Source organism: Streptomyces sp. NPDC044571, assembly GCF_040647115.1.
In the GTDB taxonomy this organism is placed as follows: domain Bacteria; phylum Actinomycetota; class Actinomycetes; order Streptomycetales; family Streptomycetaceae; genus Streptomyces.
On record NZ_JBEZBN010000051.1, the window covers coordinates 1 to 15,089 of the forward strand.

Here is a 15,089-nt window from a genome sequence, read left to right on the forward strand (position 1 = left end):
GGGTGGCGGGGCCGGGGCTCCGGGCGGGGGCCGCGGGGCGCGCGGGGGGCCCCGCCCCCCGCGGCCCCCCGGGGGGGCCCCGCGCGGCCGGCGGCGGCCGGCGCCCACCGGCTCCGGCTCCGGCTCCGGCATTCGGGTCCGCCGGCGGCCCGGTGTCACCCGGACAGGTGTGTGCGGGCGGGCGGATTCAGGCGGGTCGCCCGCCGGTGCGCGGTGTCACTTGTCGAGGGCGCGCTTCAGCTGGTCCTTGTTCATGTCCGAGCGGCCGTGGATGTTGCGGCGCTTGGCCTCCGCGTAGAGCTGGTCGTACGTCGGCCCCTGCGCGCCCGAGTGCGAGTGCAGGCCGCCCCGGCGGGACGAGGACATGTCCTCCAAGGACTCCTTGCTCGCCGTCTTGGACTCGCCGGCCCGGGCCCGCTCCTTGTTCACCGTCCGGGCCGCGATCTCCTTGGCCCGGTCCTCGGACTCGCCGCGCTGCTCGGCGCTCTCCTTGATGTGCTCGTACTGGCGTTCCCGTTTGGGGGAGGATCCGCGGGGCATGACGCGCTCCTTTCCGGGTCATGTACCGGTCGCTTGCCTGGGGCGTTTACCCCGGCCCGGACGAGGTATCCGGTCCGGAGGTTTTCCAAGCGCCCGAGTGCATTGGGCCGATATGCGGGAAAATGGTGGATATGGACGTGACTTTGAGCATGGACAGGATGCTGACCAACATCGCGTGGTTCCTGGTCGTCGGAATCGTGATCGTCGGTTTCCTGCTCGGCGCCTTCAAGCTGGGCCAGCGGGTCCGCGCCAAGGAGCCGCCGCCGCCCACCCCCGAGAGCCAGCCCCACCTGCCGAACGGCGGCGCCGTGGGGGAGGTCCGGGAGGAGCGCGACCCGGTGGAGTTCCCGCCGGAGGGCCTGCGCCCGCACGAGATGCAGGGCTTCGGGAACTTCGGGTCCACCACCTCCGCACATCCCGATGACATCCGGGCCGAGCGCGAGGCGGGCTACCGGAATCCGCCGTCGTACCCCGGGCCGCAGCAGCCGCCGAAGGGCGAGCCGCCGCGGGACAAACCCACCGGCCACGCCTGAGCCCTGTCCGTCCGTGCCGGGCCGCCCCCCTGTACGTGCCGGTCGCCTCTGACCTGCGCCACCCCACGGCGCAGGTCAGAGGTCTGTCCGGAGCCTGAGCACCTCGGGCGGCGGATGCCTCAGCGAGGTGTAGCGGACCTCCGCCGCCAGGGGAGGGTCCAGCGTCCGGTACACGACCTCGCCGAACCCGATCGCCGTGACGGTCCGGGTCGCGGCCCCGGCCCCCGCCCCCTCCCGCGCCCCGGCCGCTCCGGCCTCCCCCGCCGAACCCGCCCGCGCCGCCACCGCCGCCGCCACCTCCGCCCGCAACCCCGCCGACAACGGGCTGGACACCAGCGGCGTCTCGTCCTCCACCGGCACGACCACCACCAGCGCGAGCGGCCGCCGCGGGGTGCCGGTGTAGCCGACCACCGCCGCGTCGCGCACCTCCGTGTGCCGCAGCTTCTGCCAGCCGCGCCGCCCCGCCGGGTAGGTCTGGTCGAGCCGTTTGACCACGATCCCCTCGATGCCGCTCGCGGGCAGGGTCTCGTACCAGGTGGCGGCCAGTTCGGGGTCGGTGGTCATCGGTACGGGCTGGAGCGGCGGGCCGAGCGGGAGCAGCAGGTCCACCAGGAGCGCCCGGCGCCGCTCGTAGGGGCGCCCGCGTACGTCCACCCCACTCAGCTCCAGCACGTCGAAGGCGGCGTACGAGGCCGGCAGGGTCTGCGCGAGCACGGGGGCGCGCGCCGCGGTGGCGGCCGCCCTGCGCTGGACGAGGGCGAAGTCCGTACGGCCCTCGTGCCAGACCACCACCTCGCCGTCGAGGACGGTGTCGGCGGGCAGGTGCAGCGCCGCGGCCGCCAGGTCGGGGAAGGCGCTGGTCACGATGCGCCCGGAGCGGGCCTGGAGCTGGACGTCCCGCCCGGTGCGGACGATGACCATCCGGTGGCCGTCGAACTTGGGCTCGTACGCGAGGCCCGCCGCGACGGGCAGGGTCCGTACGGGCGCGGCGAGCGCGACCTTGATCATCGCCTGGTCCCGGGGGGCTTCCGCGTCGCGGGGGATTTCCGGGTCCGGTGGTGCCCGGGGAGCGGGCGGGCCCGGTCGGGGTCGGTCAGCGGGGCGAAGAGGTCCCCGTCGCGCTCCAGCCGGGGCGGGACGTCCTCGGCGAGGAAGACCAGCTGGGAGGGGTCCCCGCAGTGCGCGACCTCATCCCAGGAGACGGGCGCGGAGACCGTGGGGCGGGCCCGGGCCCGCAGGGTGTAGGGGGCGGCGGTGGTCTTGGCGGCGGCGTTCTGGCTGTGGTCGACGAAGACTTTGCCGGGGCGCAGGGCCTTGGCCATGCGGTGCACGACGAGGTCGGGGAGCTCCCGCTCGGCCTCCTGGGCGAGGGCCTTGGCGTACGCGGACACGCGGTCGGACGGGGTCGGCTCCAGGGGCACGGCCAGGTGGAGGCCCTTGGAGCCGGAGGTCTTGGCGTACGCGGACAGGCCGTCGGCAGCCAGGCGCTCGCGCAGCCAGAGCGCGGCGGCGCAGCACTCGACGACGGTGGCGGGCGGGCCGGGGTCGAGGTCGAGGACCATCCGGTCGGCGACGGCGGGGCTGCCCGCCGGCCACTGGTAGGTGTGGAACTCGACGACGAGGTTGGCCGCCCACATGAGGGACGGCAGGTCCGAGACGAGCACCTGTGCGGCGGAGGGCTCGTCGCTGCGCGGCACCGGGGCGGTCTTCACCCAGGCGGGTGTGCCGGGCGGCGGATTCTTCGTGAAGAAGAGCTGGCCGTCCGGGCCGTCGGGGTAGCGCAGGAACGACACCGGCCGGTTGTGGGTGTGGGCCAGCAGCGGGTCCGCGACGGTGGCGTAGTAGTGCAGCACCTCGCCCTTGGTGGTGCCCGTCTCCGGGTACAGGACCTTGTCCAGGTTGCTGAGCGAGATGCGACGCCCCTCCACCATGGTGATCGGCGTCATACGATGAGATTGCCATGAAACGGGAGGAACCGTGCGATCCATCTGGAACGGCGCAATCTCTTTCGGTTTGGTCAGCATTCCGATCAAGCTGGTGAACGCCACCGAGAGCCACTCGATCTCCTTTCGGCAGATCCACCTGAGCGACGGCGGACGGATCCGCTACCGCAAGGTGTGCGAGCTGGACGGGGAGGAGGTGACCAACGCCGAGATCGGCAAGGGCTACGAGGAGCCGGACGGGGCGATCATCCCGATCACGGACGAGGATCTGGCGCAGCTGCCGATCGCGACGGCGAAGACGATCGAGATCGTGTCCTTCGTGCCGGCCGACGAGATCGATCCGCTCCAGATGGACGCGGCGTACTACCTCGCTGCGAACGGGGCCACGGCCGCCAAGCCGTACACCCTGCTGCGGGAGGCGCTGAAGCGGAGCCGGCAGGTCGCCATCGCCAAGTACGCGCTGCGGGGCCGCGAGCGGCTGGGGATGCTGCGGGTCGTCGACGATGTGATTGCCATGCACGGGCTGCTCTGGCCGGACGAGATCCGCGAGCCGGAGGGCGTGGCCCCGGAGGGGTCGGTGTCGGTGCGGGATGCGGAGCTGGACCTGGCGGACGCGCTGATGGCGACCCTGGGCGAGGTGGACATCAGCTCGCTGCGGGACGAGTACCGGGACGCCGTGGAATCGATGATCGAGGCGAAGGCGGAGGGCGCTTTCGAGCCTCCGGCGGAGGTGGGGACGGAGCCGGCCGGGAAGGTGATCGACCTGATGGCGGCGCTGGAGAACAGCGTACGGGCGGCCAAGGCCGCCCGGGGCGAGGCGGCGTCGGGGGCGGGCGCGGCCGGGACGGAGGGCGGCGAGGCGGAGGTGACGCCGATGCGGCGGTCCGCCTCCTCCGGTTCCGGCGGCTCCCGGACCTCCCGCAAGTCCGCGGGATCCGCACCGAAGGACGTGGGCGGCAAGAAGTCGACCGCGACGACGGCGAAGAAGACGGCGGCCTCGGGAACGGCCAAGAAGTCGGCGGCCAAGTCGACCTCCAAGTCGGCGTCGGCCAAGTCCGCTTCCGGGGCCCGGTCCGGCACGGTCAAGTCCACCTCGGCGGCGAAGAAGACCTCCGCGAAGAAGACGGCCTCGGCGGCGAAGACGGCCTCGGGAGCGAAGAAGGCGGCCCCGCGGAAGCGGACGGCCTGAGGAGGCTGCGCGGGCCGGGGCCCGCGGGGCCGGGGAGCCAGGTCCGGCTGTCGCGGGCGAGGGCGAAGAGGGCTTCGGTGTCCGGCGGTTTGAGGGTGGCGGGGGCCGAGGCGAGGACCTCGGCCGCCGTGGCCGGTTCCAGGACGCGGATGTCGGCGACCGTGGGCGCCACCGCGATCCGGGCCGCGTCGACCAGCGCGAGGGCCGGGCTGACGGGGGCTGCCAGGGCGCGGGTGGCCGCTGCGGCAGCGCGGCGGATCCAGCGCGGGTCCGGGCGGGGCTCCGTACGCCCCACGGTCAGCAGCAGTTCGCCCACCGAGGCGCGCTGCCTGCGGCCCGGGACCGTACGGACGCAGAAGAGTCCCGCCGGGCCGATGAGCAGGTGGTCGACCGGGCCCAGACCGGGCAGCGGAACACCGTGCAGGACCCGCCAGCCCTCCACTTCGAGGGCGTCGAGGACCTCGCCCATCTGCTGCTGGGCGGTCAGGTCCTGGCGCAGCCGGTGCCGGGCCCTGGTGCCCGCAGAGCCGTGTTCGAGCTCGCCGAGCAGCAGCTCGCCCGGGCGGTTCGGGGCCAGGTCCCGGTCCGGGGGCAGGGAGAGCCGGCGCAGCTCGGCCCGGGTGGGGACCGGGGGCGGGCCGACGGCGTAGCCGTGGGCCAGGTACGGGCGCAGGGCCGCGAGGACCGCGTCGCGGTGTTCGTCGGCGAGCACACTGATCCGGTTGGCCTCCCGGTCGTACCAGGCCACCGCCCGCCCGTCGGGCAGGTTCACATACAGCCGGCCGCGGCCGGGCCGGCCGCTCGGCAGCACCTTGAGTCCGCGCACGGGACCTCACCCCCGCCGTACATGGGAGCAGCCTCGGGGCAGTGCGGCAATCCCCCGGTGGAGTTCTCGGCCGTGTTCGGCCGTGTAACGACTTCTACGGGACTCCGCCGGGTTCCTGTTACACGGCGCGTGCTCAACCGCAATGGCCCGCACCTACGTTGGTGGCACCCGCAGCCGCCGGACCCACCGCACCGAGGGATTCACGTGACCACCGTCAGCCGCCGCACTCCCGTTCGCGCAGCCGCCGTGACCGCCTGCGCCGCAGCCCTGCTCGCGCTGCCCGCCGCGGCGGCGCTCGCCGAAGGGGTGCCGGCCGCGTCGGCCGCGCACACCGCCGGCGCACCCGGGACGCCGGTCAAGAGCCTCGGCCTCGCCGACGGCGTCTCCACCGCGAAGGTGTACCGGGTCTCCGAGGGCGTGTACCAGGCGGAGATCCTCACCGCCGACGGCTCCCTGGCCACCACCGTGACCAGCCGCGACGGGATCCCCGCCGTCGGCGGCGCGGGCCCGCTGCACGCGGCCCTGCAGCCCGACGGGCGGCTCTCCTCCTGGGTCGGCGACCCCTCCGCCCCGAGCGGTACGCGCGGGGGCGACGGCTACAAGACCGGCATCCGGGACGGGCACACCGCCCCGGCGGCGGCGCCGCGCACGCACACCGTCGCCGCCGGCGCGACCGGGGTGCTACGCCTGGACACCCTGGCCGACCAACCGGGTGACGGGCTGGTGCTGGTCGCGGCGGGCGCCGGGATGGCGGCGCTGGGCGCCGCCGGGCTCGGCTTCGCCCTGCTGCGCCGCGGCCGCAGCGAGGGCTGACCTCGATCGAGGCGGCCACCTCAGGCGGGGGGGCGAAGGGGACGAACCCCAAGGGCCTGCCTCAGGGGGCCGGGGGCCGGCTCGGTTTGGTCCAGGGCCAGCGCAGTCCCGGTTCGCGCGCCTGCGGGCGGTATTCGTACTTCCAGCCCTTCTGGAGGTGCAGCCGCTTGCTGTAGCCGGCCGGGACGCGTTCGTAGAGCAGGACCGTCGGGGCCCCGCCGTCCGCCGCCGGGACCGGGATCTCGTACCACCGCGGCGGGTGGCCGGTCGGGCCGAGGAGGATCGGGAGGACGCGGCCGTCCATCGGGCCGCCCTCGAAGGGGGTCGGTTCGCTTCTCACCCCACCAGTGTCACAGCAGGTGCGCGGCCTGCGAGACCACGGGCATCACGCGCCGGACCAGTACCCCCGCCGGCCCGTCCGCCGACTCCAGGGCCAGCGCCGCCCCCGCCGCGGCCGCGGTCTGCGGGTCGGTGGCGGCGGTCGCCGTGAGGAGGGCGATGAACTGGTCCACCAGCCAGTCCCGCAGCGAGGCCACGTCCGGCTGCTTGCCCTCGTCGATCCAGATCAGGGAGGCGGCCTCGACGGCGGTGATCCAGGTGCGGACCATCATGCGCAGCCGCGGCCCCGGCGACGGGACGCCCAGGTGGACGAGGATCTGCTGCGCGGCCGCCCGCCGGATGCCGTCCACGGTCGCCGTCGTACGGGAGGTCTCCACGACGCTGCCGCCCTGCAGCAGGGCCGCGAAGCCCGCGTCGTGCACGTCGACGAAGCCCAGGTAGCGGTCCAGCGCCCGGGACAGCCGCTGCGTCAGCGGGCCCTCCTGGGGCTCGGCGAAGCACAGTTCCAGGATGTCGGCCGCCGAGCGCAGGGCGGCCTCGTACAGCTGCTGCTTGCCGCCTGGGAAGTACCGGTAGACCAGCGGGCGCGAGACTCCGGCCGCCTCGGCCACGTCGTCGAGGGAGACGTCCTCCGGCGCCCGGTGCGCGAAGAGAGACAGGGCGGCGTCGAGGAGTTGGGCCCGCCGCTCCTCGACGCTCAGCCTGCGGTACGCGCGTACGGTCATGCCCGCAGGGTAGCCCCACCCCCCGGGCTTCAGGCGAGGAGTCCCGAGCTCCGCCAGAGCCTGCGGCCGACCCCGCGCAGCACGCCGATGTCGTCCAGGAAGTCGGTGAGCCGCTTGGCACCCGTCTGCATGACCTCCCGCCGGTGGCCGCTCGCCTTGACCTGGGCGACGGCTTCGCGGCGGTCCAGGCCGATGTTCTCGTAGACGTGGGGGTTGACGAAGGCCAGGGAGAAGACGCGGGCGGCCTCGCCGCAGCTGATGCGGGTGAGCTCCTGCTCCCAGCGCGGGGCGGTCAGCATCTGGCGGCGCAGCTCCTCGCGGGCGTACCGGACGTGCCGGGCCTCCTCGATGACGTGGATCCGGGTGACCCCGCGGACCAGCGGCTGGATGCGCTCGTCGGGGAAGGTCAGCCGCTGCATCCAGTCGAGGATCTCCTCCCCGAGCAGGGTGCAGGCGAAGGAGCCCGGGGTGGTGGAGACCGTCTTGAGGATGCGGGCGAGGTTGTGGTTCGTGCGGGACACCGGGTACGCGGGGGCCCCGGCCTTCTGGATCATGCGGGCGAACATCATCGAGTGGCGGCACTCGTCGGCTATCTCGGTGAGCGCGTACCGCACGTGATTGCTGGTCAGCGGCTTGTCGTAGATGTGCCGGACCAGGAGCTGCATCAGGATGATCTCGAACCAGATGCCGAGGGAGCCGAGCGCCGCCGCCTCGTGGCGGGAGAGGTCGATGCGCTGCTCCTCGCCCATCTTCTTCCACAGCGGGGTGTCGTAGAGGGAGAGCAGCTCGGGGGGCCAGTAGTACTTCCCGTCGACCGTCGGGGCATCCCAGTCGAGTTCCTTGTCGGGGTCGAAGGAGTGCTTGGCGGAGGATTCGAGGAGGCGTGCGGCGATCTGCTCGCGGTCCTTGAGGAGGCCGAGCGCGTCCTGGAGGACCCGTCGATCGGTCGTGGTCGTCATGGCGGGGGCACCTCGCCGTGTTCCGGATGGATGGATGGGTGGGGCGTCACTGCTTGCCGTCACCAGTTATGAGACTGCCTGTCAGCAAGGGCGTCAATCCCCCGCGCGTCACTTGTTGACCGCGCGTCTACCAACGTGTGACGCTGCCAACCATCCAGTCCTGTACGGAAGTACACGAGCCGAGGGGGCGTCAGTGTCGACGCACGAGCTCTACACCAAGGACCCGGGCGCAGACGTCTGGCAGGTTCCCGCCACCGGCGCCGCCCGCTTCAGCTGGGAGTACGGCGAGGGCCGGGAGCGCCTCCTCGCGCTGTACCAGAAGGGCAAGGACAAGCAGTGGGACGGTGCCAAGCGCATCGACTGGGACCTGGAAGTGGACCCGTACAACCCGCTCGGCACGCCGGACGAGGCGCTGACCCTCCACGGCACCCGCTACTGGCCCCGGCTCACCGACCAGGACAAGGGTGAGCTGCGCCGGCACTACGCCGCCTGGAACTTCAGCCAGTTCCTGCACGGCGAGCAGGGCGCGATGGTGTGCGCCGCACGCATCGTGGAGTCGGTGCCGGACCTGGACGCGAAGTTCTACTCCGCCACCCAGACCATGGACGAGGCCCGGCACGCCGAGATCTTCGGGCGCTTCCTGCACGAGAAGATCGGGATGCTCTACCCGATCAACGACAGCCTGCAGGGCCTGCTCGGCGACACCCTGCGCGACGCCCGCTGGGACATGCCCTACCTGGGCATGCAGGTGCTCATCGAGGGGCTGGCGCTGGCCGCGTTCGGGATGATCCGCGACACCACCGACAAGCCGCTGCCCAAGCAGATCCTCGCGTACGTGATGCAGGACGAGGCCCGGCACGTGGCCTTCGGGCGGATGGCGCTGCGGGACTACTACAAGCAGTTGACGGACGCCGAGCTGCGCGAGCGCGAGGAGTTCGTGATCGAGGGCTGCCACCTGATGCGCGACCGGCTGCGCGGGGTGGAGGTGCTGGAGAACTTCGGCATCCCGCGCAAGGAGGCGGAGGAGTTCAGCGAGCAGTCGGAGTTCCTCCACATGTTCCGCAGGCTGCTCTTCAGCCGGATCGTGCCCTGCGTGAAGGACATCGGGCTGTGGGGCGACCGGCTGCAGAAGACGTACCTGGACATGGGCGTCTTCGAGATGGGCGACTCCAACCTGGACCTGCTGATGAGCCAGGACGAGGAGATCGCCGAAGCCCTCGACCGCGAGCGGTTCGCGGCCGAGGAGGCCGAGAGGGTGGCGGAGGTGCGGGCCGCCATCGCGGAGGGCGGCGAGAACCCGTAGGGCGGGTCAGGCCGGCGGCCGCGCCCCGGACAGGGCCGCCTCCATCACCGCCCGGGCGATCGGGGCCGCCGCGCCGTTGCCGCTGACGCCCCCGCGGACCGCCGATGCGTCCTCGACCACCACCGCGACCGCGACCCCCGGCAGCGGTGCGTCCTCGGCCTTGGCCCAGCCGATGAACCAGGCGTACGGGGTGCCCGCGTTGCCGACGCCGTGCTGGGCCGTCCCCGTCTTGCCGCCCACCACGGCGCCCCGGATGGCCGCGTTGCGCCCGGTGCCGTCCTCCACCACCTTCACCATCAGCTCCTGGAGCTGCAGCGCGGTGGCCGGGCTCATGGCCCGGCCCAGACTGCGCGGGACGCCCCGCCGCACCGGACCGCCGTCGCCGCGCGTGGTCCGGTCCACCAGGTAGGGGGCCCTGAGCTCGCCGCCGTCCGCCACGGCCGCCGCCACCATCGCCATCTGCAGGGGTGTCGCCCTGGTGTTGAACTGCCCGATCGAGGACAGCGCCAGCTGGTCCTGGCTCATGTCGGTGTCGAAGTTCGAGCGGGACACCCACGAGGGCACGCGCAGCCCGTCGTCGTTGAACCCGAACCGCCGGGCCGCCTCCACCATCCTGCGCAGCCCGACCTGGACGCCGATCTTCGCCATCACCGTGTTGCAGGACCACCGCACCGCCTCCGCCATCGAGGCGTCCTCGCAGCCGGTGGCCGCGTTCGGCAGCAGGGTGCGGGTGCCGGGCAGGGGGTAGGGGTCGGGGGTCCGGGTCGGCGCGTCCGCATCGGTGACCACGCCCGCGTCCAGGGCCGCCGCAGCCGTCACGATCTTGAAGGTCGAGCCGGGCGGATACGTCTCGCGCAGCGCCCGGTTGAGCATCGGCCGGGCGGGATCCGCATTCAGCCGCGCCCAGGCCGCCTTCACGGCCGCACCGGTCCCCGAGAGCGTCCCCGGGTCGTACGAGGGGCTGCTGACCAGCGCGAGGATCCTCCCGGTGGCGGGCTCCAGCGCGGCCACCGCACCGCGCTTGCCGGCGAGCCCCGTGTACGCGGCCCGCTGCACCGCGGACCGGAGGGTGGTCGCCGCGTTCCCCCCGGCCGGACGGCCCCGGGAGAGCTCGTACCAGAGGGGGAACGCGGAGAGACCCGGATCCGTGCCCGAGAGGATCCGGTCCTCGGCGCGCTCGACGAAGCTGGTCCCGTACGTCTGCGAGGAGTAGCCGGTGACCGGCGCGTAGAGCGGGCCGTCGGCGTACGTCCGCTCGTGACGCAGGAGTTGGCCGCTGTCCCGGGATCCGGTGACGGGCCGGCCCTCGACCAGGATGTCCCCGCGGGGTTCGGCGTAGCGGGCGATGGCGGGACGCTTGTTGGCCGGGTTCGCCCCGTACGCGGCGGACTCCCAGACCTGCACCCGGGCCACGTTGACCAGGAGGGCGAGCAGCAGGGCGGCACAGAAGTACGCGCACCAGCGGATGTAGCGGATCACGCGGCGGCCTCCCCGTCGGCGGGGCGGGGGCGGTGGGCGCTGTCGCTGAGCCGGACCAGCAGGGCGACGATGATCCAGTTGGTGACCACGGAGGAGCCGCCCTGGGCGAGGAAGGGCATGGCCATGCCGGTCAGCGGGATCAGCCCGGTCACTCCCCCGGCGATGACGAACACCTGGAGCGCGATGATCGAGGCGAGCCCGGTGGCGAGGAGCCGCCCGAACGGATCGCGCAGCGCGAGCCCGGCCCGGAAGCCCCGGTCGACGAGGAGCCCGTACAGCAGCAGGATCGCGCTGACCCCGACGAGGCCGAGCTCCTCGCCCGCCGTGGCCAGGACGAAATCCGACTTGGCGGCGAAACCGATCAGGAACGACTGCCCGTGCCCCAGACCGGCACCGAGCAGCCCGCCGGCGCCGAAGGCGAAGAGCGACTGGGCGAGCTGCCCGGGCCCCTCGCCGCGCCCGATCGAGGCGAATGGATTCAGCCAGTCCTCGACCCGGCTGTTCACGTGCGGCTCGAAGGTTCCGACGGCGTACGCCCCGAGGGCGGCGAGCAGCAGCCCGATGGCGATCCAGCCGACCCTGCCGGTGGCGGTGAACAACATGATCACGAACAGCCCGAAGAAGAGCAGCGAGGTCCCCAGGTCCCGCTCCAGCACGAGCACGCCGACGCTCAGCAGCCAGATCGCCAGGATCGGCCCGAGCACCCGCCCGGGCAGGAGCCGCAGCCGCCAGAACAGCCGGCGGCCGGTGAGGGCGAGGGCGGTGCGGTTCGCCGCGAGGTACGCGGCGAAGAACACCGCGAGCAGGATCTTGGCGAACTCTCCCGGCTGGAAGGAGAGTCCGGCGAACCGGATCCAGATGTGGGCCCCGTTGACGGCCGGGAAGAAGACGGGCACGAGCATCAGCACGAGGGCGGCGGCCACCGAAAGGTACGCGTACCGCTGGAGCAGGCGGTGGTCCCGGAACCCGGCGAGCACACACACGAACAGCGCCACCCCGAACGCGGACCACCGCAGCTGGTCTCCGGCGGTGAGGTGCTCGGGCGTGGTGAGGTCGAGACGCTGGATCAGCACCAGCCCGAGCCCGTTCAGCAGAACGGCGATGGGCAGAACGAGCGGATCGGCATAAGGAGCACACACTCTGACGGCGACATGCGCAAGGAACGCAGCAGCCGCAAGCCCGGCACCGTACCGGGTGGCAGACTCCGGAATGCGGCCGGTGCCGGAGAGACCGACGTACAGATGACCGAGAACGGCAATGAGCACGGCCCCCAGCAGCAGCGCCGACTCCACCCCGCGGCGGGGGGCGCGGCTGTCGGGGGGCGGGGGCGGAACGGGGTCCACCACCTGTTCCGTCAGGGCGGTCATGAGGGCAACGTAGCAAGGCGCCGGTCGGAATGTCCGCGTATGTCGCAGTGCGCCGAAGACCGGTCAGGTGGCAGTCGGCGCCAACAGGCCGGGGACGGGGACGGGGTGGGGTGTCGACCGGGGCGTGGAACGTGATGTGTTGGCGCCTGATCCGGAGCACCTCGGTGGTCCGGACAGGGCGCCATGAATCATGAGCCCCGGACGACACCCCACCCCGGCCCGGCGCCGGCCCCACCACGCAGTCCCCGCCCGGCGGGGATCGGCCGGACGGGTGGGCCCCGACGGCTGGCCGCCGCCGTTCAACATCTAGTCATACCGCGCATGGCAGCATCGGCCGCCTTGGAGGTGATCCCATGTCACGTCGGCTGCTCCGCGCCGCATGTCTCGCCGCAGTACTCGTCGCGGCCGGGCCCGCCCATGCCAACCCCGGCCCGGAGGACCCGCCCACCGGAACCACCAGCACCGGCACCGGCACCGGCACCGGCACCGGCACCGAAAGACCCAGCGGAACCACCGAACCCGCCGAGGCCGAAACCACAGAAACCACTGAGGACAAAGAGACCCTCGAAACCACGACGGACACCGGGACCACGGGGACCACCGGGACCACGGGGAGCACCGCGCCCACGGGGGCCACCGGGACCACCGGGAGCACCGCGACCACCGCGCCCACCGGGACCACCGGGACCACCGGGAGCACCGGGAGCACCGCGACCACCGCAGCCACTCCCGGCCAGGGCGTCGGCGCGCTCCTCACCCGCTTCCAAACCCTCTACCGCCAGGCCGAAGAGGCCACCGAGGCCTACAACGCCACCGACGTCGCCCTACAAGCCCGCCAAGCCGAGGAGCGCCGCCTCGGCTCCGCCCTCGGCAAGACCCGGACCGCCCTCGACGCCGAGCGGGCAGCCGCGGGGCGGATGGCCCGCGAGCAGTACCGGGGCGCCCGGGCCGGCCTCTCCCCGTACGCCCGGATGCTGCTCACCGGCGACGCCCAGGCCGCCCAGGACCAGCGCCACCTCGCCGCCCGCGAGGGCGCCCGCCGGGCCGGGATCCTGGCCCGGCTCGCCCGCGGCGAACACGAGGCCGACGCCCTCGCCACCGCCGCTCGCAAGGCCCTGGACGCCCAGCGGTCCCTCACCGCCCAGCGCAAGCAGCGCAAGGACGAGGTGACCCTCAGGCTGAGGGAGGTCGAGCGGATGCTCTCCTCCCTCACCCCGGAGCAACTGGCACAGCTCGGCGCCCGCGAAGCCGCCCAGACGGCCACCGCCCAGCGGGAGCTCATCGCCGCGGGGGCGCTCGGCAGCCCGGCAACCCCCCGCACCCCCACGGCCGCGGGCGGCGCCGCCCTGAGCTACGCGGCCGCCCAGATCGGCAAACCGTACGCGTGGGGCGCCGAGGGGCCCGGTGCCTTCGACTGCTCCGGGCTCACCTCCAAGGCCTGGGCCCACGCCGGCCGGTCCATCCCCCGGACCAGCCAGGAGCAGTGGGCGCAGCTGCCGAAGGTGCCGCTGGACCAGTTGCGGCCCGGGGACCTGGTGGTCTACTTCCCCACGGCCACCCACGTGGCCCTCTACATCGGCGACGGCAAGGTGGTGCAGGCGCCCAGGCCCGGGGCCAAGGTCAAGGTGTCCCCGATCGCGGCGAATCCGCTGCTGGGGGCCGTCCGCCCCGACCCCGGGGGCACCCCGCTCACCGCCTACACCCCGCCGCCGCTGCCCGAGGGGGCGGAGGCGGGCGACGACACCGGCTACTCGGGCGAGGCGGCACCGTCCGCAGCCGCCGGGGCGGCACCGTCCACGGCGGCCGAAGCGGCCGAGGAGGCGGAGGAAGCCGAGGCTGCCGCCGAGACCTCCGCCAGGTAGTCCGCCGCGTCCTCGGGATCGTAGAAGTACCCGTCGAAGTCGGCCGGGTTGTCGAAGCCGTTGGCGAAACGATCCGCCACCGGCTGGAGCTGCCCGGCCGCACCGATCAGGTTCAGCACGTGCTCCGGCGGCGCGCCCAGCATCGCGTTGGTCCACCGGGTCACCGGCTTGCCCGTCGTGAACCAGAACCTGTCGAAGGTCGCCTTCATCCAGGCCGCATCGAACGGCTTGTCGCCGTGCATCAGGATCGACGAGAGGTACGAAGCCGCGCACTTGGCGGCCGTGTTCGAGCCCTGGCCCGTAATCGGGTCGTTCGTCACGACCACGTCCGCGACGCCCAGCACCAGTCCGCCGCCCGGCAGCCGCCCCACCGGCTTGCGCACGACCGGCGCGTACCGCCCGGCCAGGGTGGCGCCCGCGTCCGTCAGCTCGACGTCCTTGGCCCGCGCGTACTCCCAGGGCGTGTACTTCTCCATCAGGTCGAGCGTCAGCTGCAGGTGCTCCGCCGGGTCGTTGACCCCGCGGAACATGTCCAGCGGACCGCCCGGGAGGCCCTCCCAGAACAGGATGTCCGCCCGCCCCGAGGTGGTCAGCGTCGGCATGGTGAACAGCTCGCCGACCCCCGGGACCAGGTTGCAGCGCACCGCTTCCGTCTGCGGGTGTTCGGGCCGCGGCCCGAGCCCGTGCACGTACGAGACCGCCAGCGCGCGCTGCGGCACGTCGTACGGGGAGCGGGCCGCGTCCCGTTCGAACATCGACACCAGCTCGCCCTTGCCCGCGGCGACGAGGATCAGGTCGTAGGTGCGGGAGAAGTAGTCGAGGTCGGCGACGGACGCGCCGTGCACGACGAGCTGCCCGCCGCGCTGCACGAAGCTGTCGAGCCAGCCGGCCATCTTCACCCGCTGGTCCACGGACTGCGCGAAGTTCTTGAGGCGGCCCAGCCAGTCGATCGGGCGGGAACCGTCCGGGGCTGCGACCGAGACGCCGAGCCCCTCGATCCGCGGGGCCTGCCGCTCCCAGAAGTTCAGCTGCAGGTCGCGCTCGTGCTGGAGCGCGGCGCCGAACATGACCTGCGTGGACATGACCTTCCCGGTCCGGATCTCGTCCGGGGTCCGGTTGGACATGAGGGTGATCTCGTACCCCTTCGCCTGGAGGCCGAGGGCGAGCTGGAGACCGGACTGCCCGGCTCCGACGACGAGTATCCTGCGCAT

Annotated in this window: 15 protein-coding genes; 5 read left to right on the plus strand and 10 right to left on the minus strand. The window is 73.1% G+C overall.

Translation table 11 applies throughout. The features are described 5' to 3' along the window. Window positions 1–216: 216 nt before the first annotated feature. Complete coding sequence (locus AB0B01_RS24135; protein WP_361722728.1) at window positions 217–540, minus strand: plasmid stabilization protein; 324 nt, start codon at window positions 538–540, stop codon at window positions 217–219. A 131-nt stretch (window positions 541–671) separates the two neighbouring features. Between AB0B01_RS24135 and AB0B01_RS24140 the strand changes: the two genes are divergently transcribed. After that, a complete protein-coding gene (locus AB0B01_RS24140) occupies window positions 672–1,073 on the plus strand; it encodes a DUF6479 family protein (protein WP_361722730.1) in 402 nt (133 codons plus the stop codon). A 75-nt stretch (window positions 1,074–1,148) separates the two neighbouring features. On the opposite strand, the gene AB0B01_RS24145 is transcribed toward AB0B01_RS24140, so the two are convergent. Beyond that, a complete protein-coding gene (locus AB0B01_RS24145; RefSeq protein WP_361722733.1) occupies window positions 1,149–2,081 on the minus strand; it encodes an ATP-dependent DNA ligase in 933 nt (310 codons plus the stop codon). After that, on the minus strand, window positions 2,078–3,019 hold the full coding sequence (gene ligD / locus AB0B01_RS24150) for a non-homologous end-joining DNA ligase (protein ID WP_361722736.1): 942 nt from the start codon (window positions 3,017–3,019) through the stop codon (window positions 2,078–2,080). The genes AB0B01_RS24145 and ligD overlap by 4 nt, the downstream gene beginning before the upstream one ends. A 31-nt stretch (window positions 3,020–3,050) precedes the next feature. Here ligD and AB0B01_RS24155 point away from each other — a divergent pair, with 31 nt between their 5' ends. Next, window positions 3,051–4,205: a Ku protein gene (locus AB0B01_RS24155; protein WP_361722739.1), complete on the plus strand. Its 1,155-nt coding sequence runs from the start codon at window positions 3,051–3,053 to the stop codon at window positions 4,203–4,205. Here the strand turns inward: AB0B01_RS24155 and AB0B01_RS24160 are convergent. After that, a complete protein-coding gene (locus AB0B01_RS24160; RefSeq protein ID WP_361722742.1) occupies window positions 4,099–5,031 on the minus strand; it encodes a nuclease-related domain-containing protein in 933 nt (310 codons plus the stop codon). The two genes, AB0B01_RS24155 and AB0B01_RS24160, sit on opposite strands and share 107 nt — an antisense overlap. A gap of 204 nt (window positions 5,032–5,235) precedes the next feature. On the opposite strand from AB0B01_RS24160, the gene AB0B01_RS24165 reads away from it, so the two are divergent. Then, window positions 5,236–5,844: a hypothetical protein gene (locus tag AB0B01_RS24165; RefSeq protein ID WP_361722745.1), complete on the plus strand. Its 609-nt coding sequence runs from the start codon at window positions 5,236–5,238 to the stop codon at window positions 5,842–5,844. 61 nt (window positions 5,845–5,905) lie between these two features. Here AB0B01_RS24165 and AB0B01_RS24170 read toward each other — a convergent pair whose 3' ends face one another. The 3 genes from AB0B01_RS24170 to AB0B01_RS24180 are packed head-to-tail and all read right to left on the minus strand — an operon-like array spanning window position 5,906 to window position 7,867. After that, a complete protein-coding gene (locus AB0B01_RS24170) occupies window positions 5,906–6,184 on the minus strand; it encodes a hypothetical protein (RefSeq protein WP_361722748.1) in 279 nt (92 codons plus the stop codon). A gap of 10 nt (window positions 6,185–6,194) precedes the next feature. Beyond that, window positions 6,195–6,908 (minus strand): helix-turn-helix domain-containing protein, encoded by a 714-nt coding sequence (locus AB0B01_RS24175; RefSeq protein WP_361722751.1) that lies wholly within the window; start codon window positions 6,906–6,908, stop codon window positions 6,195–6,197. Between the two features lie 29 nt (window positions 6,909–6,937). Further along, window positions 6,938–7,867, minus strand: a complete 930-nt coding sequence (locus tag AB0B01_RS24180; protein WP_361722754.1) for a diiron oxygenase — start codon at window positions 7,865–7,867, stop codon at window positions 6,938–6,940. 193 nt (window positions 7,868–8,060) lie between these two features. Here AB0B01_RS24180 and AB0B01_RS24185 point away from each other — a divergent pair, with 193 nt between their 5' ends. Continuing rightward, window positions 8,061–9,170: a ferritin-like domain-containing protein gene (locus tag AB0B01_RS24185; protein ID WP_361722757.1), complete on the plus strand. Its 1,110-nt coding sequence runs from the start codon at window positions 8,061–8,063 to the stop codon at window positions 9,168–9,170. Window positions 9,171–9,176: 6 nt separating this feature from the next. Here the strand turns inward: AB0B01_RS24185 and AB0B01_RS24190 are convergent, their stop codons facing one another. Further along, window positions 9,177–10,649 (minus strand): penicillin-binding transpeptidase domain-containing protein, encoded by a 1,473-nt coding sequence (locus AB0B01_RS24190; RefSeq protein WP_361722760.1) that lies wholly within the window; start codon window positions 10,647–10,649, stop codon window positions 9,177–9,179. Then, a complete protein-coding gene (locus tag AB0B01_RS24195) occupies window positions 10,646–12,016 on the minus strand; it encodes an FtsW/RodA/SpoVE family cell cycle protein (RefSeq protein WP_361722763.1) in 1,371 nt (456 codons plus the stop codon). Before AB0B01_RS24195 ends, AB0B01_RS24190 begins: the two co-directional genes overlap by 4 nt. Window positions 12,017–12,369: 353 nt before the next feature. On the opposite strand from AB0B01_RS24195, the gene AB0B01_RS24200 reads away from it, so the two are divergent. Then, the gene (locus AB0B01_RS24200; RefSeq protein ID WP_361722766.1) at window positions 12,370–13,878 is read left to right on the plus strand and encodes an NlpC/P60 family protein; all 1,509 of its coding nucleotides are present in this window, start codon (window positions 12,370–12,372) and stop codon (window positions 13,876–13,878) included. Here AB0B01_RS24200 and AB0B01_RS24205 read toward each other — a convergent pair. Next, a complete protein-coding gene (locus AB0B01_RS24205) occupies window positions 13,764–15,089 on the minus strand; it encodes a styrene monooxygenase/indole monooxygenase family protein (protein ID WP_361722769.1) in 1,326 nt (441 codons plus the stop codon). The two genes, AB0B01_RS24200 and AB0B01_RS24205, sit on opposite strands and share 115 nt — an antisense overlap.

What these genes read in the sequence shown, in the direction of transcription:
- AB0B01_RS24140 (WP_361722730.1), top strand. Translation starts at nt 672, where the DNA reads ATGGACGTGACTTTGAGCATGGACAGGATGCTGACCAACATCGCGTGG.
- AB0B01_RS24175 (WP_361722751.1), bottom strand. Translation starts at nt 6,908, where the DNA reads ATGACCGTACGCGCGTACCGCAGGCTGAGCGTCGAGGAGCGGCGGGCC.
- ligD (WP_361722736.1), bottom strand. Translation starts at nt 3,019, where the DNA reads ATGACGCCGATCACCATGGTGGAGGGGCGTCGCATCTCGCTCAGCAAC.
- AB0B01_RS24145 (WP_361722733.1), bottom strand. Translation starts at nt 2,081, where the DNA reads ATGATCAAGGTCGCGCTCGCCGCGCCCGTACGGACCCTGCCCGTCGCG.
- AB0B01_RS24200 (WP_361722766.1), top strand. Translation starts at nt 12,370, where the DNA reads ATGTCACGTCGGCTGCTCCGCGCCGCATGTCTCGCCGCAGTACTCGTC.
- AB0B01_RS24205 (WP_361722769.1), bottom strand. Translation starts at nt 15,089, where the DNA reads ATGCGCAGGATACTCGTCGTCGGAGCCGGGCAGTCCGGTCTCCAGCTC.
- AB0B01_RS24195 (WP_361722763.1), bottom strand. Translation starts at nt 12,016, where the DNA reads ATGACCGCCCTGACGGAACAGGTGGTGGACCCCGTTCCGCCCCCGCCC.
- AB0B01_RS24135 (WP_361722728.1), bottom strand. Translation starts at nt 540, where the DNA reads ATGCCCCGCGGATCCTCCCCCAAACGGGAACGCCAGTACGAGCACATC.
- AB0B01_RS24180 (WP_361722754.1), bottom strand. Translation starts at nt 7,867, where the DNA reads ATGACGACCACGACCGATCGACGGGTCCTCCAGGACGCGCTCGGCCTC.